Source organism: Nocardia coffeae (assembly GCF_019890715.1).
In the GTDB taxonomy this organism is placed as follows: Bacteria; Actinomycetota; Actinomycetes; order Mycobacteriales; family Mycobacteriaceae; genus Nocardia; species Nocardia jiangxiensis.
The window spans coordinates 189,950-214,068 of record NZ_JAINZY010000014.1 but is presented as its reverse complement, the minus strand read 5'-3'; the positions used below and the strand labels follow the sequence as shown (position 1 = coordinate 214,068).

General features: G+C 66.5%; 25 protein-coding genes. 9 read left to right on the top strand and 16 right to left on the bottom strand.

Annotated features, from left to right (window positions below; translation table 11 throughout):
- Positions 1-313 precede the first annotated feature (313 nt).
- Positions 314-1,627, top strand: coding sequence for a DUF7159 family protein (locus tag K7711_RS37185; protein ID WP_222975801.1), 1,314 nt, complete (start codon positions 314-316; stop codon positions 1,625-1,627).
- 170 nt (positions 1,628-1,797) lie between these two features.
- On the opposite strand, the gene K7711_RS37180 is transcribed toward K7711_RS37185, so the two are convergent.
- A complete protein-coding gene (locus K7711_RS37180; RefSeq protein ID WP_222975799.1) occupies positions 1,798-2,052 on the bottom strand; it encodes a hypothetical protein in 255 nt (84 codons plus the stop codon).
- 1,109 nt (positions 2,053-3,161) lie between these two features.
- Between K7711_RS37180 and K7711_RS37175 the strand changes: the two genes are divergently transcribed.
- Genes K7711_RS37175 through K7711_RS37165 form a run of 3 tightly spaced genes read left to right on the top strand, consistent with a single transcriptional unit; the run spans position 3,162 to position 4,826 of the window.
- Positions 3,162-3,500, top strand: coding sequence for a hypothetical protein (locus K7711_RS37175; RefSeq protein ID WP_222975797.1), 339 nt, complete (start codon positions 3,162-3,164; stop codon positions 3,498-3,500).
- Positions 3,469-3,984, top strand: coding sequence for a DUF6879 family protein (locus K7711_RS37170; RefSeq protein WP_222975795.1), 516 nt, complete (start codon positions 3,469-3,471; stop codon positions 3,982-3,984). Before K7711_RS37175 ends, K7711_RS37170 begins: the two co-directional genes overlap by 32 nt.
- Positions 3,981-4,826 carry a helix-turn-helix domain-containing protein gene (locus tag K7711_RS37165; protein WP_222975793.1) on the top strand — a complete coding sequence of 282 codons (846 nt, stop codon included), beginning with the start codon at positions 3,981-3,983 and terminating at the stop codon, positions 4,824-4,826. The genes K7711_RS37170 and K7711_RS37165 overlap by 4 nt, the downstream gene beginning before the upstream one ends.
- A gap of 481 nt (positions 4,827-5,307) precedes the next feature.
- Here the strand turns inward: K7711_RS37165 and bcp are convergent, their stop codons facing one another.
- Positions 5,308-5,781: a thioredoxin-dependent thiol peroxidase gene (gene bcp / locus K7711_RS37160; RefSeq protein WP_040820014.1), complete on the bottom strand. Its 474-nt coding sequence runs from the start codon at positions 5,779-5,781 to the stop codon at positions 5,308-5,310.
- A gap of 132 nt (positions 5,782-5,913) precedes the next feature.
- Between bcp and K7711_RS37155 the strand changes: the two genes are divergently transcribed.
- The gene (locus tag K7711_RS37155; RefSeq protein WP_040820017.1) at positions 5,914-6,138 is read left to right on the top strand and encodes a DUF3618 domain-containing protein; all 225 of its coding nucleotides are present in this window, start codon (positions 5,914-5,916) and stop codon (positions 6,136-6,138) included.
- A gap of 73 nt (positions 6,139-6,211) precedes the next feature.
- Here K7711_RS37155 and K7711_RS37150 read toward each other — a convergent pair whose 3' ends face one another.
- The 4 genes from K7711_RS37150 to K7711_RS37135 all read right to left on the bottom strand — a co-directional run bounded on the left by K7711_RS37150 (position 6,212) and on the right by K7711_RS37135 (position 9,080).
- Positions 6,212-6,523: an excalibur calcium-binding domain-containing protein gene (locus K7711_RS37150; RefSeq protein WP_040820018.1), complete on the bottom strand. Its 312-nt coding sequence runs from the start codon at positions 6,521-6,523 to the stop codon at positions 6,212-6,214.
- 173 nt (positions 6,524-6,696) lie between these two features.
- Positions 6,697-7,038 carry a hypothetical protein gene (locus K7711_RS37145; protein WP_222975791.1) on the bottom strand — a complete coding sequence of 114 codons (342 nt, stop codon included), beginning with the start codon at positions 7,036-7,038 and terminating at the stop codon, positions 6,697-6,699.
- Position 7,039: 1 nt separating this feature from the next.
- Positions 7,040-7,756: a response regulator transcription factor gene (locus K7711_RS37140; RefSeq protein WP_222975789.1), complete on the bottom strand. Its 717-nt coding sequence runs from the start codon at positions 7,754-7,756 to the stop codon at positions 7,040-7,042.
- A 130-nt stretch (positions 7,757-7,886) separates the two neighbouring features.
- Positions 7,887-9,080 (bottom strand): sensor histidine kinase, encoded by a 1,194-nt coding sequence (locus K7711_RS37135; protein ID WP_222975787.1) that lies wholly within the window; start codon positions 9,078-9,080, stop codon positions 7,887-7,889.
- 299 nt (positions 9,081-9,379) lie between these two features.
- Here K7711_RS37135 and K7711_RS37130 point away from each other — a divergent pair, with 299 nt between their 5' ends.
- From K7711_RS37130 to K7711_RS37120, 3 genes are all read left to right on the top strand, one after another.
- A complete protein-coding gene (locus tag K7711_RS37130; protein WP_222975785.1) occupies positions 9,380-10,105 on the top strand; it encodes a VC0807 family protein in 726 nt (241 codons plus the stop codon).
- A 256-nt stretch (positions 10,106-10,361) separates the two neighbouring features.
- Positions 10,362-11,189, top strand: a complete 828-nt coding sequence (locus tag K7711_RS37125; RefSeq protein ID WP_222975783.1) for a DUF8020 domain-containing protein — start codon at positions 10,362-10,364, stop codon at positions 11,187-11,189.
- 265 nt (positions 11,190-11,454) lie between these two features.
- Complete coding sequence (locus K7711_RS37120; RefSeq protein ID WP_222975781.1) at positions 11,455-12,702, top strand: multidrug effflux MFS transporter; 1,248 nt, start codon at positions 11,455-11,457, stop codon at positions 12,700-12,702.
- A 33-nt stretch (positions 12,703-12,735) separates the two neighbouring features.
- On the opposite strand, the gene K7711_RS37115 is transcribed toward K7711_RS37120, so the two are convergent.
- From K7711_RS37115 to K7711_RS37085, 7 genes are all read right to left on the bottom strand, one after another.
- Entirely contained in the window at positions 12,736-13,839 is a 1,104-nt protein-coding gene (locus tag K7711_RS37115; protein ID WP_222975779.1) for a baeRF11 domain-containing protein, read from the bottom strand.
- A gap of 48 nt (positions 13,840-13,887) precedes the next feature.
- Positions 13,888-15,621 (bottom strand): thiamine pyrophosphate-dependent enzyme, encoded by a 1,734-nt coding sequence (locus tag K7711_RS37110; RefSeq protein WP_222975777.1) that lies wholly within the window; start codon positions 15,619-15,621, stop codon positions 13,888-13,890.
- Positions 15,622-15,828: 207 nt separating this feature from the next.
- Positions 15,829-16,023 carry a ferredoxin gene (locus K7711_RS37105; protein WP_222975775.1) on the bottom strand — a complete coding sequence of 65 codons (195 nt, stop codon included), beginning with the start codon at positions 16,021-16,023 and terminating at the stop codon, positions 15,829-15,831.
- A gap of 13 nt (positions 16,024-16,036) precedes the next feature.
- The gene (locus tag K7711_RS37100; RefSeq protein ID WP_235748364.1) at positions 16,037-17,236 is read right to left on the bottom strand and encodes a cytochrome P450; all 1,200 of its coding nucleotides are present in this window, start codon (positions 17,234-17,236) and stop codon (positions 16,037-16,039) included.
- A gap of 100 nt (positions 17,237-17,336) precedes the next feature.
- Entirely contained in the window at positions 17,337-17,939 is a 603-nt protein-coding gene (locus K7711_RS37095) for a TetR/AcrR family transcriptional regulator (protein WP_222975773.1), read from the bottom strand.
- An 81-nt stretch (positions 17,940-18,020) separates the two neighbouring features.
- Complete coding sequence (locus tag K7711_RS37090; RefSeq protein ID WP_222975770.1) at positions 18,021-19,094, bottom strand: MCE family protein; 1,074 nt, start codon at positions 19,092-19,094, stop codon at positions 18,021-18,023.
- Between the two features lie 155 nt (positions 19,095-19,249).
- Complete coding sequence (locus K7711_RS37085; RefSeq protein WP_040820040.1) at positions 19,250-19,837, bottom strand: TetR/AcrR family transcriptional regulator; 588 nt, start codon at positions 19,835-19,837, stop codon at positions 19,250-19,252.
- Positions 19,838-20,003: 166 nt separating this feature from the next.
- Here K7711_RS37085 and K7711_RS37080 point away from each other — a divergent pair, with 166 nt between their 5' ends.
- Positions 20,004-21,164 (top strand): acyl-CoA dehydrogenase family protein, encoded by a 1,161-nt coding sequence (locus K7711_RS37080; protein WP_222975768.1) that lies wholly within the window; start codon positions 20,004-20,006, stop codon positions 21,162-21,164.
- A 2-nt stretch (positions 21,165-21,166) separates the two neighbouring features.
- On the opposite strand, the gene K7711_RS37075 is transcribed toward K7711_RS37080, so the two are convergent.
- From K7711_RS37075 to K7711_RS37065, 3 genes are read right to left on the bottom strand one after another with little or no spacing between them, the layout of a single operon-like run.
- Positions 21,167-22,783 (bottom strand): substrate-binding domain-containing protein, encoded by a 1,617-nt coding sequence (locus tag K7711_RS37075; RefSeq protein ID WP_235748363.1) that lies wholly within the window; start codon positions 22,781-22,783, stop codon positions 21,167-21,169.
- Positions 22,784-22,833: 50 nt separating this feature from the next.
- Positions 22,834-23,562, bottom strand: a complete 729-nt coding sequence (locus K7711_RS37070; protein ID WP_222975766.1) for a 2OG-Fe(II) oxygenase — start codon at positions 23,560-23,562, stop codon at positions 22,834-22,836.
- Positions 23,543-24,037, bottom strand: a complete 495-nt coding sequence (locus K7711_RS37065) for a methylated-DNA--[protein]-cysteine S-methyltransferase (protein WP_222975764.1) — start codon at positions 24,035-24,037, stop codon at positions 23,543-23,545. The genes K7711_RS37070 and K7711_RS37065 overlap by 20 nt, the downstream gene beginning before the upstream one ends.
- Between the last annotated feature and the right edge of the window lie 82 nt (positions 24,038-24,119).

Genomic DNA, 24,119 nt, shown 5'->3' with positions numbered 1-24,119 from the left:
GGGTCGTCCTGCAACTCCAACGCCGGGTCCGGACGTCGGTTCGACCTCGGGGCCGTGCGCGCTTCCACCACGTCCACCAGGCTAGCGGTAGCGACACGCTGATGACACGCGGCTGCGCCGTCGGATTCCGGTTTCGTTGCGGCTCACGACCCATCCGGGCCGGATGTCGTGACGAAGACATACCGAGTACGCGTGCATCGACGCGACTCCTCTGCTCTGAACCCAGCATTCCGCGTCGTGCAGTTCCGCGCGTGATGTGCAGAGTTCGTATCGCATGAACCCGGCTTCACCGGCACGTCGAAAGGCATGATCAGTGGTAGCACGATCTGTGGTGACCTTCGGTGTCTGCACCGAGCGTGGCGCGGTCCACGCAGTGGCCCTGTCCGACGGGGACGGCGCCCTGTCCGACCGGCTGCTGATCCAGCGGACGTTCACCATCGGTGACGGCAGGGTCGACCTGGCACGGGCGGTCGAGGCCGCGCTCGACGCGCTGGCCGAGAAGATCGGCACGGATCAGCAGATCGCCGGTGTGGCGGTCACCTATCGCGATCCGGCCGAGCGGCGCGCGATCGTGACGGGTCTGGCCGCGGGGCCGTGGCGGAGTGCGTCGATGGTCTCGGCCAAGTCCGCCCATCTGGCTCTGGCTCGGGCGATGCCGTGGACGGGCGAATTCGATCATCTGCTGATCTGCGAGGTGGTTCGGGGATATCAGTGCTTCTCGTTGATCTCGCCGGGGCGCGATCGGGTGGTGGCCTCGATCGCGGCGTCGGGGTCGGCGCTGAGCCAGGAATCCCTGCGTCCGGCGGTGACCGCGGCGTGGGACCAGTTCGATGCCGCGGGCGTGCAACCCGATGCGGTGGTGCCGATCGGTTCGCGCGCGCGCAGCTCGGTGGTCGAGGCGAGCCTGGCCGACGGATTCGACGTGCCGATCATCGCGAGCCGGATCGGCGCGGTGGCCGCGGCGGCGGGTGCGGCGCTGGCCGTGCACCCCGAGCCCGAGGTGGAGGTCCGGCGTCCGCGGGTGTCCCGCAGTGCCGCGGCGCTGGTCACCACGGCCAGTGTGCTGGCCGGTGGATTGGTCGTGGGTGGCGTGTACGAGGCGACCTCGGGCTCGCGGCCGGGTACCGCACCCGATCTGGCCGATGCCGCGAACGCCACCCCGCAGCAGCATCGCGCGGTCCCGGCCCCGCAGCCCGCCGCACAGCCCGCTCCCGCCGGATCGCCACGGCCACAGTCGCTCTCGGGGCATTCCTCGCATTCGTCCGATGCGCCCGGTGCGGCGCCGATCGATTCGGCGGGGATGCTGTGGGGCCCGGCCGGAAGCCACCGGATGGATCAGCATCAGCAGCAGGCCCCCGAGCTGATGAAGGTGACCCCGGGTCCGGCCGCCGCGGGCCCCTCGACCGAATTTCCCCCACTGCCCGAACCGAATTCGCCGGTGGTCGGGCCCAATCAGCAGCTGTTGTTCCCGGGCGAGGCCCCGCCGCCGGAGCTCACCTCACCGCAATTCGCGAAGTGGTGGGACAACCACTGGCGGCTGATGCTGGCGTGGGCCGCCGAACTGATGCCGCACCCGATGCCGCACTCCACGCAGCACCCGAGCCCGGACTCGGCGCAGCGCATGTGAGTTCGCGGCCGCGAAATACGTGAATGCCGGGACTCGTGGACGACGGTATTCGCGAATGATGGTGCGGCCCGGCCGTTTCCGGCGTCCGGGCCGCACCCTTCGGTGCTCGCGCCCTACACCGACAGATCGCGCCGCAGCTTGGCCACGTGCCCGGTGGTCCGCGAAGTCTCTCACCCCTCGGGGGTGTACTCAGCGTAACCACCCTGCTTGGGGAACGTCACGGCGGTGATCTCGTGCGAAGCGTCGATGAGGGCCCGGATGACCTTGTGGTCCGGCCCGAGGTACGGGTTGACCGCTTCCGCCATCGCTTGCAACTGTTCACGCAACGGCGTGGAAAAGTCTCGGGGAAGCTTGCCCGGGAACTCGGGCGGGTTGTTCGGATCTATCGGGTAGCTGACCGGGGTTATCGTCTCATCGTCGGCCATGGCCCTGCCTCTCAGAATCTCGGATGACACACGGAGGTCGGTACGTTCACGGTGCCAGACTGGTTGTCGTAGCGAAACTCGTGGCCTTGGATGCCGCCCCGGATCGAAACAGCGATCCGCCATGTACCGGCGTAGCAGCCCGCCGATACCTTGTAGTGACGCCGCCCGGCACCCCACGTCCCCGGGACGGTCGAGTCCGGTTGCGACACTGAGGCAACCTCCCACTTCCCGCCGTGCTGCCATTCGAGTGCGAGAGTGACCAAGTGCCGGTCTGGCCGCACGTCGCACGCCGCAACGCCTTCGCCGACTATCTGTGGTGAATAGACCGAAGGTGTGGACGGACTGAATTCGAAATCGCAGGAATTCACAGCGTGAGCCGGGCCGGTGCCGACCGTGAGTGCTGGACCGATGCCGACGAGTACAGCAGCGAGAACTAGACCTAATCGAGTATTCATCTGTCCCCCTGGGCATTTCGACTAGTTCCATACTTCAAAGCATCGCGAAACCGGGTGATCACCTCAACCGGCAACGACTTGGCCTCAGCCCCGGTCGCCAACTCCGGAACCATGTACGTTCCGGGCTCGGTGCGCTGATCAAGCTTCATGCCCTCACCCCCGGCGCGGCCAGAGCAGCAGGGCGAAGAACGCGGCCAACGGCACCGCAAACGCCACCCACACCGGCATCACGCTGACTCGTTCTCGTCGTCCACCAGCCGGAGCCGTTCCGCCTCGCAAGGGCCGAACGCTCGCGCGTCGCTACACGACTGCCGGTACTCCAGATACACCCCAGTACCCGGTACCTCACCGGGGCGCTCCTGCATTTCGAGCACCCCACCGGGAAACACGTAAAGCCTTGTACTCCTGTGCTTTTCGTTGTCTTCTGCGCTCATATCAACCCCTGTAGTAGGTCGCTGGAAGGGCAACCCGGGACCGGTACCTCTCCGCCTGCCCCGGGCGCTGGTTCCGACGCTACGAAGCGATAGCCAGCGCGGTCTATCACCGTGCACAACCGTGCAACAGAAGACGATTCCGAGTGCACGACCACTACAGTCGAGCCACAATCGAGAGTGCTAGTGCAACTTGGTGCACGACTCAATGGAGGTAACCGCGATGAACGCTACGTTTCTCGGCAAGTGCGGAAGCACCGGCGGAAACTGCCCGACCCTGCTGTCCTACGAAGACGGGTACCTGGTCCAAGCATGGAAGACCGAAACCCCTGGCACAGTCGAGCTTCCGCACAGGTTGCTTGGTTTCCTCGAACCGGACTACTACATCGGCGAACCGTTGGCTGATACAGGCCGTGGAACGTTTCTGCTGTCCGGCAGGCCGGTAACCGACCCTGGCACGCTCGCACAACTCGACATAGCGGACGATGAAACCGTCATCGCCGTAGAGAAGGCAGAGAGGACTTATTACGGTGCAACTGCTACACGGCAATCCGTGGCCTGACCTATTCGGTGAGTGCCGCCGCGAAGCATTCCATCTCGAAGTCCGGGATGCGTATGCGGTTGCCGACGAGTCAGAGCCGCTCAGGAGATTTCTCGACGGAGAGCCGGACGACTACGCATGGCTCGAGCCGTGGCTACAGCTGGTGAAGGACACCACCGGCCGGGGCGTAGCGGTCACCCGTGTACGTGTCGTCACGGTGCCGCACACGGACTACACCCGGTTCTCTCTGGCGGTTACAGAGCTGAACACCGGTGCCGGGGAAGACATCCGGTATCTGCCCCGACATGAGGCCGGAGAGGTGCCAGGAGATGATTTCTGGCTGCTGGATGACAACCGGGTGGTGTTCAACCTCGTAGATGAGAACGGACGTGCGGTAGATACGGCAGCGTTGACCGCGGATGCGGGGATTGTCGAGCACTGCCGACAGATCAAACAGCAACTCTGGTCACTCGCTACGCCGTATCGAGGATACTTCGTTCGGTGACCGGTTCTGTCAACCAGCAACGCGAATCTCTCGGGGCCAGACTCCGAGAGATTCGCTTTACCTCTGGCTTATCGGGTGCTGCACTGGCTCGGCTGAACGAGTGGCATCCGAGCAAGGTATCCAAAATCGAGTACGGCAAAATCCTACCGTCGCTGGACGATATTGCCGCGTACTGCCGAGACTGTGACGCTCCGGATCAATTGGCAGACCTAACCGCGACGCGGAGAAATATTGATACCGCATATCTGGAGTGGCAGAAGGTTCTAGGCACTGGTACCAAGCGGAGACAAAGAACATTCATTAAATCGGAATCCGAAGCGCGGATTCTGCGCGGATACGAACCTGTGGTGATACCTGGGCTGTTGCAAACCGCAGACTACGCAGCGGGAATCCTGCAGAAAGTTATCGAGTTTCAGCAGGTGCCGAACGACCTGGACGAAGGCGTATCGGCCCGGATCGAACGGCAGCGTGTCTTGTACCAGCGAGACCACTTGTTTCATTTCCTCATCGCGGAACAAGCCTTGTACACCACCGTTGGTGACGATCAGACCATGATCGGCCAAATGGATAGGCTACTTGCCGTCCAGGGAATGCCCCGCGTTACGTTGGGCATCATCCCTGCTACAGCACCGTTCGAGATGACTACAACCGCGTTCGTCATGTTCGATACGAAGGTAGTCTTCGTGGAAGCCATAACAGCTGAGTTGACGATCACACAACCACGAGAAATCAAGGTTTACCACCGGACGTTCGACATGCTCGCCCGACAGTCCGTGACCGGGGATGCTGCCCGGACCCTGATCCGCCGGGCACTCGCGGTCCGGGCCGAAGCGGCCGAGTAGGCCAGTCCGGGGCTGACCGCTGGATACACGGCCCCAGTTGCCTGTCGCTTGGGGTATCGACCCAGCGGCCCACCGTGCCCGAATCTCTCAGACGCGATTTGTTCGGCCAACGCTTCACGTAGATCTTCCGGATTGCCGAGCCAGCACCGCCCCGGCGCATCTCGGCCAGTCATTCAGACACCAATTGGCTTGCCGCTGATTTGGTTTCAGCGGTGTGCCCAAATACTCAGCGCTCTGTCGCGATAGTTCCGACCTGGTTCATACGCGGTACCGACCAAGTGCCGCGATACGGCTCGGCTCATGACAGATGAACAGAAGACCTGATGGACCGTTACGTCGGGTAGACGCGTATGCGCATGTGAGCCTGCGGCCGCGAGATGCGTGCATGCCTCGTGGACGACGGCGTCGCGAATGACGGTGTGGCCCGGCCGTTTTCGATGTCCGGGCTGCACCCCTCGGCTACCGCGCGGTGCCGGCGGCCCTACACCGACAGATCGCGCCGCAGCTTGGCCACGTGCCCGGTGGCCCGCACGTTGTACTGCGCGACCGCGATCTTGCCCTCCTCGTCGACCAGGAAGGTCGAGCGGATCACGCCGGTGATCTTCTTGCCGTACATGGTTTTCTCGCCGTAGGCGCCCCATGCGGTGAGCACCTCGCGGTCCGGATCGGACAGCAGCGGGAAGGTGAGCTTCTCGTTGTCGCGGAATTTTGCGAGTTTGGCCGGTTTGTCCGGCGAGATGCCGACCACTTCGATGCCCGCGCCGCCGAGTTCGGCCAGATTGTCGCGGAAGTCGCAGGCCTGCTTCGTGCAGCCGGGCGTGCTGGCTGCCGGGTAGAAGTAGACGATCACCTTGCGGCCGTGGTAATCGGCCAGGGACACCGGCTTGCCGTCGGCGTCGGGAAGGGTGAAGCCGGGCGCGATATCGCCCGGAGCGAGCCGGGAGTTCTCGGTCATGCCAGCACGGTAGCTCACTGGCGGGCGGGTCGGGACCGCAGCCGGGTAGCGGAGGCGGCGGCGATCTCGCGGCGGCGGATAGACTCCACGACAGCGACGCACGCCCACCGGACGAATCACAGGAGACACAACGTGGCGAAGGATACCGAGAGCATCGAGCGGGAGATCGAAGCCGCGCGCAACCGGCTCGCGAACACACTCGATGAGCTCGCCGTTCGGGCCGACCCGCAGCGGATCGCCGACAAGACCAAACACGCGGTGCTCGCGAAGTTGAACGAGCCCAAGGTGAAATACGGCCTCATCGGCGCGGGCGCCGTAGTCGTGGCCGTGACGCTGGTGAAGATCTTCCGCCGCTGAGAATATCGGGCCCGAAAAACGAACACCCGGTGTGGCATTGCGCCACACCGGGTGTCGGGTTTTCTGGGCCGGATTACTGCGTCGGGCAGGCCATTCCGGTGCCGTCCGGGTCCAGGTACGGGGCGTAGCCCGGCTCGCCGCGGAACAGCGGCGCCTTGCCCGCCTTGCGGACCTCGTCGCAATTCTTGTACACATGGCCGCCTGCGGAACCGGTCTGGGTCAGACCCGCCGATCCGGTGGAGCCGACCAGGTCGTCGATGCTCGAAGACCCGGTGCCCGCCGAACCCGACGGGATGTTGGGGCTTCCGGCAGATGCGGAGGGGGCCAGCGGGGCGGCGAGTGCCAAGCCCGTGCCCACGATCACGATGAGCCTGCGAACGTTCATGTATTCCTCGATAGTAGCTACGGATGACTGGGGCGGGACCCGACCGGCACTCCCCGTGGTGCTCGGGCCGGGCTTGCGAGTCTACTGTTCTGATGGCGTGCGCCGTTGTCAACCTGGTGTCGCGAGTGCGCCCGAATCTCCCAGCCGGTTCCCAGGGTGCGCGGGCGCCGGGTTCAGCCCTCGGACGGGCCGGGCGGCGGCGTGTGCCACGGCGTGACCGGCGGTTTCACCCAGAGAATCTTTTCGTCGGAGTAGCTGCGTTGCGCCGCAGGGTGATTCGGGTGGCGTTGCGCCCAGGCGTCTTTCTCGTCGAGTAATTGTGCTGTCCGGGACCAGGTTTCGTCGGTGCTCGGGGGATTGGTGTCCGCGGCGCGGGCGAGTTTGCGACGGGTTGCCGGGGACAACGCCAGGAGTTCGGCGCCGGTGATGTCGCGCTGCCAGATGTAGGCCGCCAGGCGACGCGCCTTCTCGGCGCGGCCCTTGGCGGCGAAGTCGGTGTGCGCGTAGTCGGCCATCTCAGGGCTGTGCCAGGCCGTGGCGGTAGGCGTAGCGGACGGCATCGGCGCGGTTGCGCGCGCCGATCTTGGCGAAGGCGTTGTTGATGTGCGTCTTGACGGTCGTCTCGGAGATGTAGAGCGATCCGGCGATCTCGGCGTTGTTCAGGCCCTGCCCGATCAGGCCCAGGACCTCCGCTTCGCGGGCGGTCAATCCGTCCGGTTTGGGCGTTGCGGCCGTAGGGTTTTCGCGTGCGGTCCGGGACTGTGAGATCGTCGCGTCGGACAGCGCGGCGACCAGGCGCTGGGAGACGGTGGCGTCGAAGGTGGACTGTCCGGCGGCCGCTGCGGTGATGGCGGCGGCGATCTCGGCGCGTCCCGCGTCCTTGGTGAGATAGCCGCGCGCGCCTGCCCGCAGTGCGCCCAGGATGGATTCGTCGTCGGCGTAGGTGGTCAGCACGATGACCGCGGTGCCCGGATGTTCGGCGATGATCCGGGCGGTGGCGCCCGCGCCGTCCAGTACCGGCATGCGCAGATCCATCAGCACGACGTCGGGGGACAGCTCGTCCACCGCCCGTACCGCCGCCTCGCCGTCACCGGCCGAGCCGACCACGCGCACCCCGTCGACGAGTCCGAGCAGCGCGACCAGACCCTCGCGCATCACCTGCTGATCATCGGCCACGAGCACCCGGATCGCGGTGTCGGGCTCCGCCGCCGCTTCCGGCCCCGACCCACTCATGCTGTGTTTTTTCGGCACGAGTGGGGGGCCTGCGTGGTTACGCTCCGCTGCCGCTTCCGGCCCTGACCCACTCATGCTCTCCCTTTCGGCCGGGCGAAATCTCCTGTGCTGACGCCCCGTCGCCGCCCGCTCAGCCGGGTACTTCCGCCGTCACCACCCAATCGCGGCCGTCGCGTCCCGGTCCGGCGGACAGGGTGCCGCCGACCAACGCGATCCGCTCGCGCATTCCGGTGAGACCGTACCCGCCGTTCTCGTCGCGCGCCCGCGGTGGTTCGGTCGGTTCGGTGCCGGACAGGATCGGATTGCGCACCGACAGGCGCACTCGGTCCGGAGTGAAACCCAGCGCGACGGTCACCGCCGCGCCGGGTGCGTGTTTGGCGGCATTGGTGAGTGCCTCGCGGGCGGTCCGCAGCAGCGACACCACCGCGGCCGACTGCACCGCGCGCGGTTCGCCGTCGACCAGGCAGTCCACACTCATCCGCCGGTCCCGGCGATAGCCCTCGACGAGTCCGCGCACCGCCTCCGGGAGCGGGGGGACGTCCTCGCGCAGTGCGGCCACCGCGCCGCGGGCCTCGGTCAGCCCGTCCTGGGCCAGGCGGTGGGATCGGCGCAGATGGGTCAACGCTCCGGTCACGTCGCCCTTCTCGCTGAGCAGGCCCTCGGCGACCTCGAGCTGCACGGTCAGCGCGCCGAGGGAGTGCGCGAGCACATCGTGCATCTCCCGGGCGATGCGGGCGCGTTCGTCCAGCGCCGCGGCGCGGGCGTGTTCCTGCTGGGCGCGGCGGGTCTGTTCGAGCAGCATTTCGGTCTGATGGATCTGCAGGCGGTACTGGCGGCGATACAGGCCCATCAACAGCACGATCGCCAGGATCGCCACGGGGGTCAGCACGTGGGTGGTGAGCTCTCCGGCGAGTAGATCGCCGATGATCAGCAGCACGGCCGCGACGGCGACGGCGGTCATGATCGTGCGGGTGCTCACCGCGATCTGCCGAGCGAAGATGCCGACCGTCACCCACAGCTGGATCACCGGGGCGCTCACCGAGTTCGGGTCGGGCCACGGTCCGGTCGCGACGGCCGAGAGCATCATGCAGCCGATCAGCGCGGGCACGACCAGACGCGGGCGGCTGTCACCGAAGACCTCGTAGATCAGGAAGATCGCGTAGGCGGCGCCGAACACGACCCACAGCCAGACGGGGACCGGACCGCGGTGATTCCACAGCAGATTCGCCGCCAGCAGCAGCCCGCCGACGATCCGGAACAGCGGACTGTTCTCCGGATCGGTGCCGAGCAACCCTCGCGCGGCACGCAGGAGTCTCTGCGCCATCACTCTCCTCACGGATCGGTACCGCCCAGCATTGTCGCCGATCACCGGCGGCGCAGCGCGGCGGCGGCGTGTCGTACGCCGCCGGTGCGGCGGGCGCACCGCTGTACCGGGCGACGTGTCGACCCTAGGTAGTGCGGCGGCGCGCGAGAACCTGCCGGCGGTGGAGTCCGCGGGTGGAGATCTCCGCACTACACCCCGGGGTGGAGACGGCCGATTCCATCCGTCGGTCCACGCGCTACGGGCCCTGCGCGAAATAGCTTTGTTCACATACCAACTCGGCGATCAGCAGGGAGAATCCGATGACCCAGCCCGTACCCACCAGCAATCGCGCATTCGGCGAGATTCCCTCCGCCGCAGCCGATTCCGCGGTCACCACGGCTGCCGCCGGTTCCTCTTCGGACCGGACCGGTCGGCTCCGGCGGATCGTCGTGAATCTGTCCCCGGTGGTGATTCCGATGGGCTCGTACTATCTGCTCACCGCACTCGGACACAGCAGTTTCGTCGCGCTGGTGTGCTCCACCGTCCTGTCGGCGCTGTGGGTGCTGGTCCCGGCGGTGATGCAGCGTCGCTTCGACGGTCTGGCCGGATTCGTCCTGGCGATCAACGGTCTGGGGCTGGTGCTCGCGCTGGTGAGTGGCAGCGAACGGATGATGCTGGCCAAGGATCCGATCACCGAGGCGGTGGTCGGCGCCGTGCTGCTGGGCAGTTGCGTGTTCGGGCGTCCGGCGATGTTCGGCATCGTGCAGCGCCTGCGAGCCTCCGGTGCGGATCAGGTTCGGGCCTGGAACACGTTGTGGCGCGAGGACTCCGAGGTCCGGCGGATCTTCCTGTACTCGACGCTTGTCTGGGGCGGCGCATTCGCCCTGGCCGCGCTGGTGCGGTTCGCGATGATCGCCACGCTGCCGACCTCGACGGTGGTCGGGCTGGGAAATCCCGTCGAATGGACGGCGCTGGGTCTGGCCTTCGCCTATTCGATGCACGTCCGTAAGCGGATGAACATCGACGCGCGGATCGCCGCAGCGTAGTTTCCCCGAATTTCTTTCATTACAATTGAACAGGTTTCCATCATTGCACCGGCGATTTCAATCAAAGAAATCGCCGGTGCAATGATTGTAATTCGCCGTCGGTTTTCTGTTGAGTTTCTGCCGAAGGGTTCAGATTTCCATTTTAATTTCACCTTTCAGAAATATTGGTACGGCCTGATTGACCGGTGAGGATCGGTGGGTCCGCGCTGAATGCGCAGGGTCACCGTTGTCGAAGAAAGGTTTGAGGTCGTACCAGATGAGGAAGTTTGCTGCGAGTGCAGCGTTGGTGGTGAGCGCCGTCGGAATCGCCGCGGCGCCCGCCTATGCCGCCCCGGCCGCACCGGCCCCCGCCCCTGCCATCGCGTCACCGTTCCAGAATGTTCCGGCTTCGCAGGCGGTGGACGTCAACGGAATTCACTACACGCTGAACCGGGACGGTGGATCGGCTGTTCTGAAGGCCGTCGACGGTACGTTCAAGAAGGTCGGCGACAGCCTGACCGTCGCCGATGCCAAGGGCACCGTCGTCGATTCGGTTCCGCTGGTGTACCGCAAGGACAACACCCAGTTCCCGATCAACGCGGACATCGCGGACCACCAGGTGCGGCTGACCCCGCAGACCACCGGTGGCACCCCGGTCGCCCACCCGATCTCCGCGTCGGCGATGGCCAACGCCAAGGATGCCACCAAGGTGGATCCGAAACAGATCGACGAGTCATTCAGCCCGCGTGACCAGCAGGAGCTGTCGGCGTTCGGTTCCCGCGCGACCATCTCCAGCCTGGTCGGCGCGGTGGTCGGCGCGCTGATCGGCGTCACCGTCGGCTGTGTCGCCGGTGGCGTGGTCGGTTCGGTCTCCACCGCGATCACCACCCTGTTCGCGGGTGTGCTGCCCGGCGCGATCATCGGCTGCATCGCCGGTGTCGCGACGATCGGCACCGTGGGCACTCTGCTGGGCACCATCCTGGTCGGCGGCCCGATGATGCTGTGGTCGGCGTACCAGTACTTCAGCACCATCAATGCCCCGTGCACCACGCCCGGCGCGTTCTGCACGAACCCCGCCGCTCCGCCTGCTCCCGCCAAGAAGTAGGTCCGCGCACCGACGAGATACCCGACGGGCGGGTCTCCTGGCCAGGAGACCCGCCCGTCGGCGTGCGCGCGAATAGGTTGAATGCCCAACGGAATCCGCGATTTCACCGACCGAGTAATGCCACCGCAGCGGACATTCCGCGTATTCGCCGAGTGCCCAGCGGCGTTCGCGGGCGCGCTGTCCGGGGTACGGAACGGACTACCGCTCTCCCGGCCGGCTCTGGGTATGGTCGGCGGAGGTGGGGTGGTGAGGAGGATCCAGGAAGATGAGCGAGCAGGGCGGGTCGGTGGAGGTCGCCGATACGACGGGTGTGCGGCGTGGGAGTGCGCGGCTGATCGTGGTGCTGGGCGCGTTGTCGGCGTTCGGGCCGATCACGACGGATCTGTATCTGCCGAGTCTGCCGCAGGCGGCGACGGCCTTGCACGCGAGCCAGGCCGGAATCCAGCTCTCGCTGACGACCTGTCTGATCGGGTTGGCGCTGGGGCAGTTGCTGGCCGGTCCGCTCAGCGACCGATGGGGCAGGCGGCGTCCGATGATCGCCGGGATGGTCGTGTTCACCGTCGCCTCGGCGCTGTGCGCCCTCGCGCCCACGGTCGCGCTGCTGGACGCGGCGCGGCTGCTGCAGGGGCTGGCCGGTGCGGCCGGCATCGTCATCTCCTTCGCGATCGTCCGGGACAGTTGGTCCGGAACCCGAGGGGCGCGAGCCTTTTCGATCCTGCTCGGGGTCAGCGGTGCGGCACCGGTCGTCGCGCCGGTGGCGGGTGCGCAGCTGTTGCGGGTGATCGACTGGCGCGGGCTGTTCTGGGTGCTTGCCGTACTCGGGCTGCTCTTCGTGATCATCGCGATCGTGGGCGTGCCCGAGACGCTGCCGCCGCAGGCGCGGCACCGCGGCGAACTCACCGCGACGTTCGCCGCGCTGCGCCGGATCGCGGTCGTCCCCGAATTCGCCGGATTCGCGCTGGCCGGTGCGCTGTCCTTCGCGGCGATGTTCGCCTATATCTCCGCGTCCTCGTTCGTCTTCCAGACCCTGTTCGCGCTCAGCCCACAGGTTTTCGGCCTGATCTTCGCCGCCAACGGCATCGGGATCGTGCTGGCCAACGCTCTGAACGTCCGCCTGCTGCGCCGCTGGTCGCCGCGTCGAATCCTGGATCTGGGCCTGGCCGGTGTATGCGTGGGCGCGGTAGCGGTGCTGATCGTGGCGCTCGCGCACGGCGGGCCCGTGGCGATCGAGATTCCGCTGTTCGTGATGGTGTCGTCCATCGGCCTGACGATGCCCAATGCCGCGGCCCTGGCGCTCGAGCGATTCGGCGACGTGTCCGGAAGCGCGTCGGCGCTGGTCGGCTGCACGCAGTTCGTCCTGGGCGCGGTCGTGGCCCCGCTGGTCGGCCTGGGCGGGCACAGCGCCGTCCCGATGGGCGTGGTCACCGTGACCGTCGCCGTCCTCGCGGTGGTCGCCCGCGTCGGTCTGGTGACCTTCGCCGGCCGATCCACCGAGCGGACCGAGATCGGCTAGGTCATCGGACGCGTCGCCCGCGCCCGGGACGACTCAGGGCACGTATCGCAGGATGGCCGCCGCATGTGCGCTGTCGGGCAGGTCCGCGGCGCGCACCGCCAGTACCCGGCCGTCGGAAAGCAGTACGCGGCGGGCGATTTCGTCGAGGACGCCCGGTGCGTCCGCCTGGCCGGTGGCCGCGAAGGTGAGTGATCCGTCCTCGCCGACGGTTCCGTGGACCGGGGTGTCGATATCCACCATGAGGGTTCGCACCATGCCGAACGTCGCGGCTCGGGCGATGTCGGACAGATCCGCCGTGCCGCGGCCGTCACCGCGACGTTGCTCGAATTCCGCACGCAGCTCGGACAATTCGTCGGCGTAGTGGCCGTCCAGGACAGTGCGGGCGCGGGCGGCCAGTTCCGCGTCGGCCAGATGTTCCGGATTGCCCGCGAGCTCCTCGGTCAGCAGGCCCGGATAGCTGTTCACCGAGCGGAACAGCGATGCGGTCGGTTCGGCCGCGGCGAGGATCAGCGGAACATCCCTGCCGGACAGCACATTTCGCAACGCGTGATCCACCGCGCGGCAGAACTGCCGGATCCGCACCTTGCGGCCCTCGGTGCCCTGTAGCCGGCCGTGCGGGCTGCGGCTCATGCCCGGCTGCGCGATATGGTCGATCAGGCTCACCGGCAGCCCGGCCACCGCGACGTCCTGCGCCGGTTCGTCCGGGGTCACTTCGACCAGGCGCACCGCATTCTCCGACAGTGCCAGCACGAAGGCATCCTGCGGAAAGGTGATGGTGCGCAACAGCGGTTTGATGTCGAACCGGTCCCCGACGGTGACGCCCGCCTCGAGCCGATTCGGCACCCGGAACGTCCGCATCCGCTCGGGCGTGGCGAGCACCACCAGCGTGCGCGACAGATACCGCCAGTACTCCTCGTCGTCGATCAGGTCCTCGATCTCCTCCTCGAGGGCCACCCGGGCCTCCTTGTCGGTGATCTGGTCGAGCGCTTGGCGGGCCTGATTCTCGAACGCGAGCCGGTTCTTGTCCGGCGTCGGCGCGCTCACCTCGGTCGGGGTGTAGATCGAGACGCACCACGGCTCGACGGTCGATACGAGGGCGAGGATCTCACCGCGGGTCGGAATATCGGTGTGCAGCATGCGTATCCTCCGTATCTCGGCGTCGGCGGGTTCGTGCCCGTCGATGGATCAGAGCAGGCCGATATTGTGTTCGGCCGTGGTGACGACGTTGTCCAGATCTCCGTGCAATGTCTGCCTGGCCAGGCTCAGCGTGAAGCCCGCGGCCGTCGCGCCCGGCACGTGCGCGGGCATGGCCAGTGCGTGCTTGTCGACCAGCACGTCCAGCACCACCGGTCCGCCCTTGTGCGCCAATGCGGTTCGGATCGCATCGGGTAGATCACCCGGCTCCTCGACGCGAATTCCCTTGGCCCCCATGGCCTCGGCGACCTTGCCGAAGTCCGGGTTGCGGAACTCGGTGCCGAACGGGATCAGCCCGGCCTCCTGCTGCTCGATGTCGACGAAATCGAGCATGCCGTTGTTCAGCACGACGTTCACCACCGGCGTCCTGCGCTGCACCTGGGTGAGCAGATCGCCCAGCCCGAGCATGGTGAACCCGCCGTCACCGCACAGGGCGATGGTCTGGCGTCCCGGGAAGGCGAGTTGCGCGCCGAAGGCGTTGGGGGAGGCGTTCGCCATCGAGGCCCAGGAGAACGATCCGAACAGGCGTCGGTCGCCCCCGTAGTGGATGTGCCGCGAGGCCCAGATGACCGCGGTTCCGGTGTCGGCGAAGAACAGCGCGTCGTCGTCGGCCGCCTCGTCCAGGAGGGCGGCGAGGTATTCGGGCCGGATCGGCGTCAGCTCCGGACCTCGGGTGACGTAGTGCTGCAGATGTTTCTCGAAGCTGTGCGTCGCCTTCACGCATTTGTTCAGGAATCGGTTCGCGGACTTGGCCGCGACCATGGGCAGCAGTTCGCTCACGGTGGCCTGCACGTCACCGATGACGCCCAGCGCCAAGGGAATTCGCCGGCCGAGGCGCCGCGGGTTGCGATCGACCTGGATGACCTTGACGCCGGTGTGCGGCAGGAAGTTCGGGAAGGGGAAGTCGGTGCCGAGCATGAGCAGCACATCGCACTTGTTGATCGCCTCCCAGCAGCCGCCGTAGCCGAGCAGTCCGGTCATGCCGACCGCATTCGGGTTGTCGTGCTCGAGCCACTGCTTACCTTTGAGCGAATAGCCGACCGGCGCTTGAAGTTTCGCGGCGAGTGCGCGTACCTCGACGCCCGCGTCGGCGCAACCGTCGCCGCCGAATACCGCGATTCGATCGGCGTCGTCGATGATCTCGGCCATGGCCGTGAGATCCGCGGCCGCCGCCGGAGCCCGCTGTGGCACCGGAACCGACAGGCGCAGAGACAGTTTCGGTGCGTCCTGCACCGCGACGTCGCCGGGCAGCGCCACCACGGTCGGCCCGTGCTCGGCCATCGCGATGGTCACCGCGCTGCTCACTACGTGATGCAACTGCGCGGGATTGGTGATGCGGCCGATGTAGTGCGCCGCGGTGTCGAAGAACTTGTAGGGATTGAGTTCTTCGACGGTGCCGCTGTCCAGCAGCGCGGATTCGCTGTCGCCGGCGAGGGCGATGATCGGCGCGCCCTCCTTGCGGGCATCGAGCAGGCCGTTGATCAGATGGGTCACGCCCGGCCCGGCGGTGCCGCACACCGCGACCGGCCGACCGGTCAGGCAGGCCTCGGCGACCGCGGCGAAGACGCCGTACTCCTCGTGCCGCACATGGACGAAATCGACGTTCCCGTTGCGGCGCATGGCGTCGATGACCGGGTTGAGTGCGTCGCCCACGATGCCGTAGCAGCGGCGCACGCCCGCCGAGACCAGCATGTCCCACAGTCCGTCGGCGACGTTCTTCGCCATACCGCTACCCGCCTCCCACTCGTCGTGATCCTGCGAGCGATCGCGAGCCGGGCAGTTGCCATGGGCCCACTCGGGAAGGATATTCAGAGCATGTGGCGTTTGCGAAGGGTTCGCTAGATCTCGAACGAGTCACGATTGGGCGGGCGCGTCCGGACCTGGGGTACAGGTCCGGACGCGTCGCGGTGCGGTGATCCGGTTCGGCGCCTGCTACTCGGCGATCTCGATGGCCAGCGCCGGGCACACCCGGGCCGCGTCACGCACCGCCTCGTACTGGTCCTCGGTGGGCTCGTCCTGTAGCAGCACCACGACGCCGTCCTCGTCGCGCTGGTCGAAGACGGCCTCGGACATCATCACGCATTGTCCCGAGCCGACGCATTTGTCCTGATCCACGATGACTTTCATGAGCAAGCTCCTTTTACCAGGCGATGGGGAGGGAATGGACGCCGTAGACGACCATCTCGTGTTTGAACTGCACGTCGTCGATCGGAATCGCAAGGCGCAGTGAGGGTATCCGCTTGTACAGGGTGCTGTAGACCACCTGCAGCTCCATCCGCGCCAGCGGCTGGCCCAGGCACTGGTGCACGCCGTAGCCGAAGGCGACGTGATGACGCGCCTTGCGGTGGATGTCGAGCACATCCGGATCCGGGAATGCCGAATCATCCCGGTTGCCTGCGTCATTGGCCAGGATGACGCCCTCGCCCGCGCGGACGAGCTGTCCGCCGACCTCGACGTCCTGCAGGGCCACCCGCCGACGTCCGCCGTGCACGATGTTCAGATAGCGCAGCAGCTCCTCGACCGCGTTCGCGATCACCGCCGGATCCTGGGTCTCACGCAGTTCGGCGAGCTGATCGGGATGTTCCAGCAAGGCAAGGGTGCCCAGCGCGATCATGTTGGCCGTCGTCTCGTGTCCGGCGATCAACATCAGCACGCTCATATCCGCGGCTTCCTCCACGGTCAGCTCGCCCGCGGCGACCTGCCCGCTCACCAGTCTGCCGATCAGGTCGTCGGTCGGCGTCTGTTGTTTGGCCGCAATGAGTTTCAGCAGATATTCGCGTAACGCCTCGTTGGCGGCGATCGCCTCCTCCGGGGGCGACTCGCGGGAGATGAGCTTGCGGCTGCAGGACTGGAAGAATTCGTGATCCTCGTACGGCACGCCGAGCAGTTCACAGATGACCAGCGAGGGCACCGGCAGTGCGAACGCGGTCACCAGATCCGCGGGCTGCGGACCGGCGAGCATATCGTCGATCAGCCCGTCCACGATCTGCTGCACGCGGGGCCGCATGGCCTCGACCCGTTTGACCATGAAGTTGCGGGTCAACATCTTTCGCTGTCGATCGTGTTCGGGATCGTCCATCGCGATGAACGCGCGGAAGGTGCGACGTCGCGCGTTGATCGCCGCCGACTGATGCGGATAGCCCTCCTTGCGGGTATCGGCGCTGAACCGCTGGTCCGCGAGAACAGCGCGCTGCTCGTCGTAACCCGTGACGAGCCAAGGTGTTTCGTCGTTCCAGATGCGTACCCGGCTGACCGGACCGACCTCGCGCAGCTGTGGCGGCGGGTCGAACGGACAGCCCGTGGCTCGCGCCATCGGGTATGCGGGAAGGGATTCGGTCATCGTGACCCCCTGACAGAGTTACTAAACAATCGTTCACTAACTCGGCCAGGATAGATCCCGTTGGTTCTGCTAAGCAACGATTAGCGAGATGTGAAGGGAGTCAATCGATGACGAGCGAGATGAGCTCGTCGACGAACTCGGTCACGATCTCGGCCGGCTGTGCGCCCTGGCTCGCATGCCACAGCGCGACCCGGCCGTGCGTCCCGACGAAGACCACCACCGCGGCCCGATCCGGTGGCAGCCGCAACCGCACCCCGGTCTCCTGGCAGTGCTCGAACGCGGTGATCACCTGCTGCACGAACTGCATGAGCGGACCCGGACGCGCGGCCTGCGCGGGCCGGTTGTCGATCATCAGACGGTAGTGGCCCGGACTGTCCAGGGCGAATCGGCAGTACGCCTTCATCTGCGCGCGCACCCGATCCAGCGCCGCCTCGGGCGGGAACTGTGCCTGCGCATCGGCCATCGCCGTGGCCAGTTGGGTGGCGTCGTATTCGATCAGCCCGTCGACCAGAGCGGATTTATCACTGAAGTGTTGATAGATACTCGCCGGTGAGATTCCGGCGGCGCGTGCCACGCCGCGGATCGTGAGTCCCTCCTCGCTGCCCAGATCCGACAGCAACCGTGCGGCGGCCTCGAGGATCTCCAGCCGCAAGCGCTCGCCCTGGCCCCAGGGGTTGCGTGCGCGTTGCGAGGTCTCACCCACGCGAGCACTGTAACTGTTGCGGGTGCCGCGAGTCCGACCTTGCTCGCCAGCGTTGGCGAGCCCGGCCGGGGCCCGCCGGGGTCATCGGGTCAGGCCCAGCATCGCCGCCGTCAGGCCGAAGTCCGGACCCAGGTCCTGAACCCGTCCGGTCCGGCAGCCATCGGCCCGCAACTCGATCCGCGCACAGAAGGTACTGACTATCTCCCCGCTGACGGTGCCGATCAGCGCATGTGCGCGGCCGAACCGGCCGGGGCGATCGACCAGGCGATCGAGGTTCTCGGACAGCAGCGGGATGACGTCCGTGCTCTCGATGATCTGGGATGCGTTGGCGCGCAACTGATCGGTCGCGGTCGTCAGGCCGGTCAGGCTGTCGGCCAGCCGATCTCGATACGCGCCGAAGGTGGTTCCGGTGTTGGCCAGGACCGCTTCGAGCTGATCCAGCGTCGCCGCCAGGCCGGTGGACTGTTCGGCAAGTAGCGTGGACATGCGGGTGACGTTGTTGCCGAATTCGCGTACGGATGCGTCGTTGTCGGCCAGCATCGAGGTCAGGTCGTTGAGCTGGACGACGATCTGCGAGATCGCATCCCCGTCGACCACGCCTACTCGCAACGCGCCGGTCAGCGCCGTCAACGTGTCGTGGATCTTCGCGCCCCGACCATCGAGCATGTCGTAGAGCAGGGTGCCCGACAGCGGGCCCTGCGTACTACCCGGCGGTGGGGCCAGGGCGGCGGTGAATGTGTCGATGGTCTGCAGCAGCGTGTCCAGTTCGACCGGGCTGCGGGTCGATTCGACGGTCAGATGCGCGCCGTCGGTAAGGGTCCGGCCGCCGGTGTACGCGGGGGAGAGCTCGATATGCCGATCGGTCACGATGGACTGGGAAATCAGTGCGGCCGTGACGTTTTCGGGGATCGTGACGTCGTGGTCGATGCTCATGTGGACCTCGGCGAACCGGGGATGCGGCACGATCTTGTCCACCGTGCCGACCCGCAGGCCCAGAACCGTGACCGGATTGCCCGCGAACATGCCCGAGATACTGCGGAAATCGGCCGTGATGTGGGTGGGGTCGGGGCGTCCCGGCATCACCGAGCAACCGGTGCAGGCGAGTGCGACCATGCCGATCAGCACCGCCGCCGCACCCCGTATCCAGTGCTCCATGGTGCTGCTCCTCGGGGCGGGGACGGCTGGTGAACGAGGCATCGCCCGATAGCAAGCCAAGGTAGCAGCGGCGTGCCGGTCCCACTGCGCAGTTGAACAATTTCCTGGACATCTGTATCGCCGGAGGGATTCCGACTGCCCCGGCTATCGCCGGGTCACTCCTCGACGGTGACGGTGAGTCGCGGTTTGGCGGTATCGGCCTCGTCGGCCACCATCTGCCACACCGAATCGATCATCGGAGCCAGTAGCAGTTCGCCGAACTGTCGCACCAGCACTGCGACCACCTGGGTCGATTCGCGGCGGGAGGTCGAGGCCAGACCCGCCTCGCGCAGGGCGACGACCTCGCTGCGCACCAGTTCCACCTGGCGTTCCAGGAATTTCAGCCGGGTCGGCTCCGGTTCGAGGACCGCGCGGCGGATGTAGTTCACCACGGCCGGGTTCTCGCGCAGCATCTCCCGCACGGCCTCGTCCCGCGCGCCCGCGACCTCTCCCGGGGTTCCGGTGTTGGGCACCGAGTGCACGGCCTGATAGAAGTACTCGCTCACCAGCTGATCGACGGCCTCGCGCAGCCCCGCCTTGGTCTTGAAGTGGTGCTGGACCAGGCCGAGCGTCACGCCCGCCTCGGCGGCGACCGCCCGCAGTGAGACCCGGGACTCGCCGTACTGCGCGAACAGATCCATGGCGGCATTGCGGATCCGTGCCTTGGCGGTCAGATCCTCGTTCGTCGCGCGTGGATTCAGCATCGGTCCTCAGCTCGTCAGGGTCTGCCGAGGATCTTACGTCGTGTAGTAGTCCAGTCCCGCAGGAAATAGCGGTGCTGTTGACCGGCAGACAATACAACTGTACTGTCCGTTGCCGTGAACGACCGGGGTGTGCCACCCCGCGCGCCGGAAAGCAGAGGGATCACGCATGTCCGAACTCTTCCCCGATTACCGTCCCTCCTGGGAGACCGATCAGCATCGCGAACTGCGCAAGCACGCGGCGGAGTTCTTCCGCAAGGAGAGCGTGCCGCATCGCGAGCGCTGGAGCGGGCAGCACATGGTCGACCGCGAATTCTGGAACAAGGCCGGTGCGGCGGGCCTGCTCGGGCTGGATCTGCCGGAGGAATTCGGCGGCGCCGGAGGCGATTTCGGCATGCAGGCGGTCGTGCAGGAGGAACTGGTCTACGCGCACGACAACGGGTTCGGCTTCTCGGTGCATTCGCCGATCGTGTCGCACTACGTCCACCAGTACGGCAGTGTGGAACAACGGCGAAAGTGGTTGCCGGGCATCATCGCCGGTGAACTGGTGCTGGCCGTTGCCATGACCGAGCCCGGCACCGGCTCGGACCTGCAAGCGGTGCGCACCACGGCGATCCGCGACGGTGATCATTACGTGGTCAACGGCTCGAAGACGTTCATCTCCAACGGAACTCACTGCGATCTGGTGGTCATCGTCGCCAAGACCGATCCGGCCAAGGGCGCCGCGGGCGTCTCGCTGATCGTGGCCGAGACCAAGGATCTGGCCGGCTTCGAGCGGGGCCGGGTGCTGGAGAAGATGGGCCAGCACGCGCAGGACACCCGCGAGCTGTTCTTCTCCGATATGCGCGTGCCGGTCGCGAATCTGCTCGGCGAGCAGGAAGGTCTGGGCTTCTACCAGCTCATGGAACAGCTCGCGCGAGAGCGGCTCATCATCGCGAGCATCTGCTCGGCACTGGCCGAGGCCGCGGTGCTCGAGGCGCTGCGGTATTCGCGGGAGCGGGAGGCGTTCGGGCGCCCGATCGGCAAATTCCAGCACAACGCCTTCACCCTGGCCGAGGTCAAGACCGAGGCGCTGGCCATCAAAACCCTTGTGGACTACGCGATCTCACAGTACGTCGGCGGAAAGAACGACCCGGCCACCGCGTCCATGGCCAAGTTGTTCGCCGCCGAGACCGCCGACAAGGTGGTCGACAAATGCCTGCAACTCTTCGGCGGCTACGGCTACATGATGGAGTATCCGATCGCCAACATGTACACCGGCTCGCGGGTGAACCGAATCTACGGTGGCACGAGCGAAATCATGAAGGAGATCATCTCCCGCTCACTGTGAGTTCATCGCTCCGGGCTGCACTGGGCGGGATCGGCGAGTTCGCCGCACGGCGTACCGCCGTGCGAGCGGATGATGTCCTTGCCCGCGTTGTCGGTGAGGTAGCGCAGGAACGCCGCGGCGAGCGAGTCGTACGGCAATTCGCCGTTGCTGTAGGCGTATTCGACGCCCCAGAACGCGTAATTGTGCGCCAGGACCTCGTCGCGGGTGGGCTGATGCTTGTCGATGGTGACCGTGGCGACGCCCGGATATCCGGCGGCCTCGGTGTAGGCGGAGTAGCCGACCGCGCCGGGAATGTCGGCGACAGCTTTGAGCATGTCGCCGGTCAGCGGCACCTCGCAGGCGGCCACACCGGGTGGATTCGTGACCTGTATGGTCCGGCAACTGGCCTCCGGGAGCGTCACGGAACTGCCGCCGAGCAGCCGCTGCCCGAAGGTCTCCCGGGTGCCGGATCCGAAGGCGCGGTTGACCAGTCGCACCGGCAGGTCGGGTCCGCCGAGCTTGTTCCAGTTGGTGATCCGGCCCTCGAACAGATCCCGGATCTGCGGGGCGGTCAGATCCCGCACGCCCAGATCGCCGCGCACGATCACCGAGAACACCGCCACGGCCAGCGGACGCGGCAGCAGATCGGGATAGCCGACGCCCTTGGGGCCGTCGGTGATGGCCAGCAGTCCGGGGTCGCCGTGGCCCTTCTCGTCGACGGTGGTCAGGCCGCGTTCACTGCCGTCGAATGCGAAGGTGAAATTCGCTGTGGGACACCTCTTCCGGTAGGCGGTGGCGGCATCCCGGATGACCGGCTCGAAGGCCGAGGACCCCACCAGAGTGAGCTGGCCCGCAATGCAGTCCGGCGCCGGCGGATTGTCCCCGACCAGCGAGATGCCGAATTGCACGACGATGACGACCACCAGAAATCCGATGAACGCCAACATATTTCGGGACAGTCCGGTGCGACTCTGGGTGGCCCGGACCCGGCCGCCCTTGAGCTTGCCGTGCAGTGAGGGCTCCGGATACGGGCCGGTGCCGGTCCCGCGCGAGAGAATGGCGAGAATTTTGTAGTGGTCTCGCCGGTTCATCGGGACCTTCGGCAGGTCGATGACGCCGACATCGTGCGTCTCGTCCGCGTGCGCCGCGATACCTCGGCCCGGCTCGAGATAGGCCCCCAGGATGTTGTCGCTCAGTTCGGTCACCGCCATTCCGGCGATCCGGCGATGCGGGAAATGCAGGCGCAACCCGACCCGTTCGTCGTCGGGCATCGCGTAATCGGCGGAATCGATGTTCGTGACGCCGTCGTTCTCCACGCGGATCAGCACGATCGACAGGTCCTGCAGATGCGTGTCCGCAGTACCGCCGTCCGGCTGCAATTGTTCCAGAACGCCCGGAAATACCGACTCGATCTCCCCGGTCACCGGCGTATCCATCTGCACGCGATAGCCCAGGCGTTTACGCCGCATGATCACGAATTCCCAGAAGAACGCGATCAACGACACCACGAGCGCGATGACCGGCAACCCGATCTGCACCAGATAGCTGTCCACTCGGATCTTTCCCCCGAATATCTTGATGTCCAGCCATTTTCGCCCCGGATGCCCCCGAATCCACGCCCGGATCGCAGTGTTGGGCAACAATTCATCGTTCGGATGGTTCGAGCGAGGCTCGGCGCCGACGGGGCGGATCAGGCGTCGTGGAAGACCAGGCCGAGGGTGTGCCGGCGACCGGAACGCACGACGCTCACCCCGTGCCGCATCGGGGCCGCGGACCAGCCGCGCGCGCCGCGCACCGGGCGCTCGCGAGTGGTGAAGATCAGCCCGTGGCCGTGCGGTAACAGCGTCGCCGAACCGCGGGACTGGGCTCGTGGCCGCTGCTCGACCATGAGGAATTCGCCGCCGGTGTAGTCGCGGCCGGGTTCGTCCAGGCCGATGACCACCTGGAGTGGAAAGATCATGTCGCCGAACAGGTCTCGGTGCAGCGCGTTCCAGTCGCCGGGGCCGTAGCGCAACAGGATCTGCGCGGATTTGTGCTGTCCGGCCTTGTGGCACAGGGTGATCCAGTCCTCCAGGCGTTCGGGCCAGCTCCCGGGACGGCCGAATTTCGCCGCCCAGTCCCGGGCGATGGGCAGGAGTCTCGGATAGAACGCCCGGCGCAGTTCGCGGACCGGTTCGGGTAGGTCGTGGTCGAAGTATCGGTATTCGCCCGAGCCGAAGCGATGCCGGGACATGATCACCGTGCTGCGGAACAACTCCGGGCGTTCGTAGAGAGCGGCCAGTGCCCGGCATTCCTCGGCGTGCAGCAGCGGTCCGGTGAGCGCATATCCGTACTCGTCCAGCTCCTCGGCCAGCGCGGGCCAGTCCTGATCCGCGACCCGCGCGGCGATCTCGCTCGAATTATGCTGTGCGGCCGGCATATTCGAGGTCCAGAAGTACTCGCTTGTTGTCCAGGCCGCCCGCGTAGCCGGTCAGGGCGCCGTTCGCGCCGACGACCCGGTGACACGGCCGCACGATCAGCAGCGGATTCGCGCCGATGGCCGTGCCCACCGCGCGCACCGCCACGCGCGAGGCGCCGATCCGCTCGGCGATCCGCCCGTAGCCGACGGTGGTTCCGTAGGGGATCTCGTCCACTGCCTGCCACACCCGGCGCTGGAAATCTGTTCCGCCAGTGGTGTATTCGAGGTCGAAATGTGTTCGCTCGCCCGCGAAGTAGTCGTTCAGCTGAGCGATTACCTCGGTGAACGCCTCCGGCGCCGCGGTCCGGTCGCCCACGGCCGGGGTCTTCTTCCCGCCGCTCATGGACACCGAATCGAGCGCGAGGCCGTCCGGGCCGAGCTCACCGGTCAGCAGCAGTTCCCCGACCGGGCTGTTCATCGTCGCGTACACGGCCATCGCGATTCCTCTCACTCGTCGCGTCGTATCCTCACCGACGACTCTGCCCGAGTTCCCCGCCCGATACCAGCGGTAATCGGAC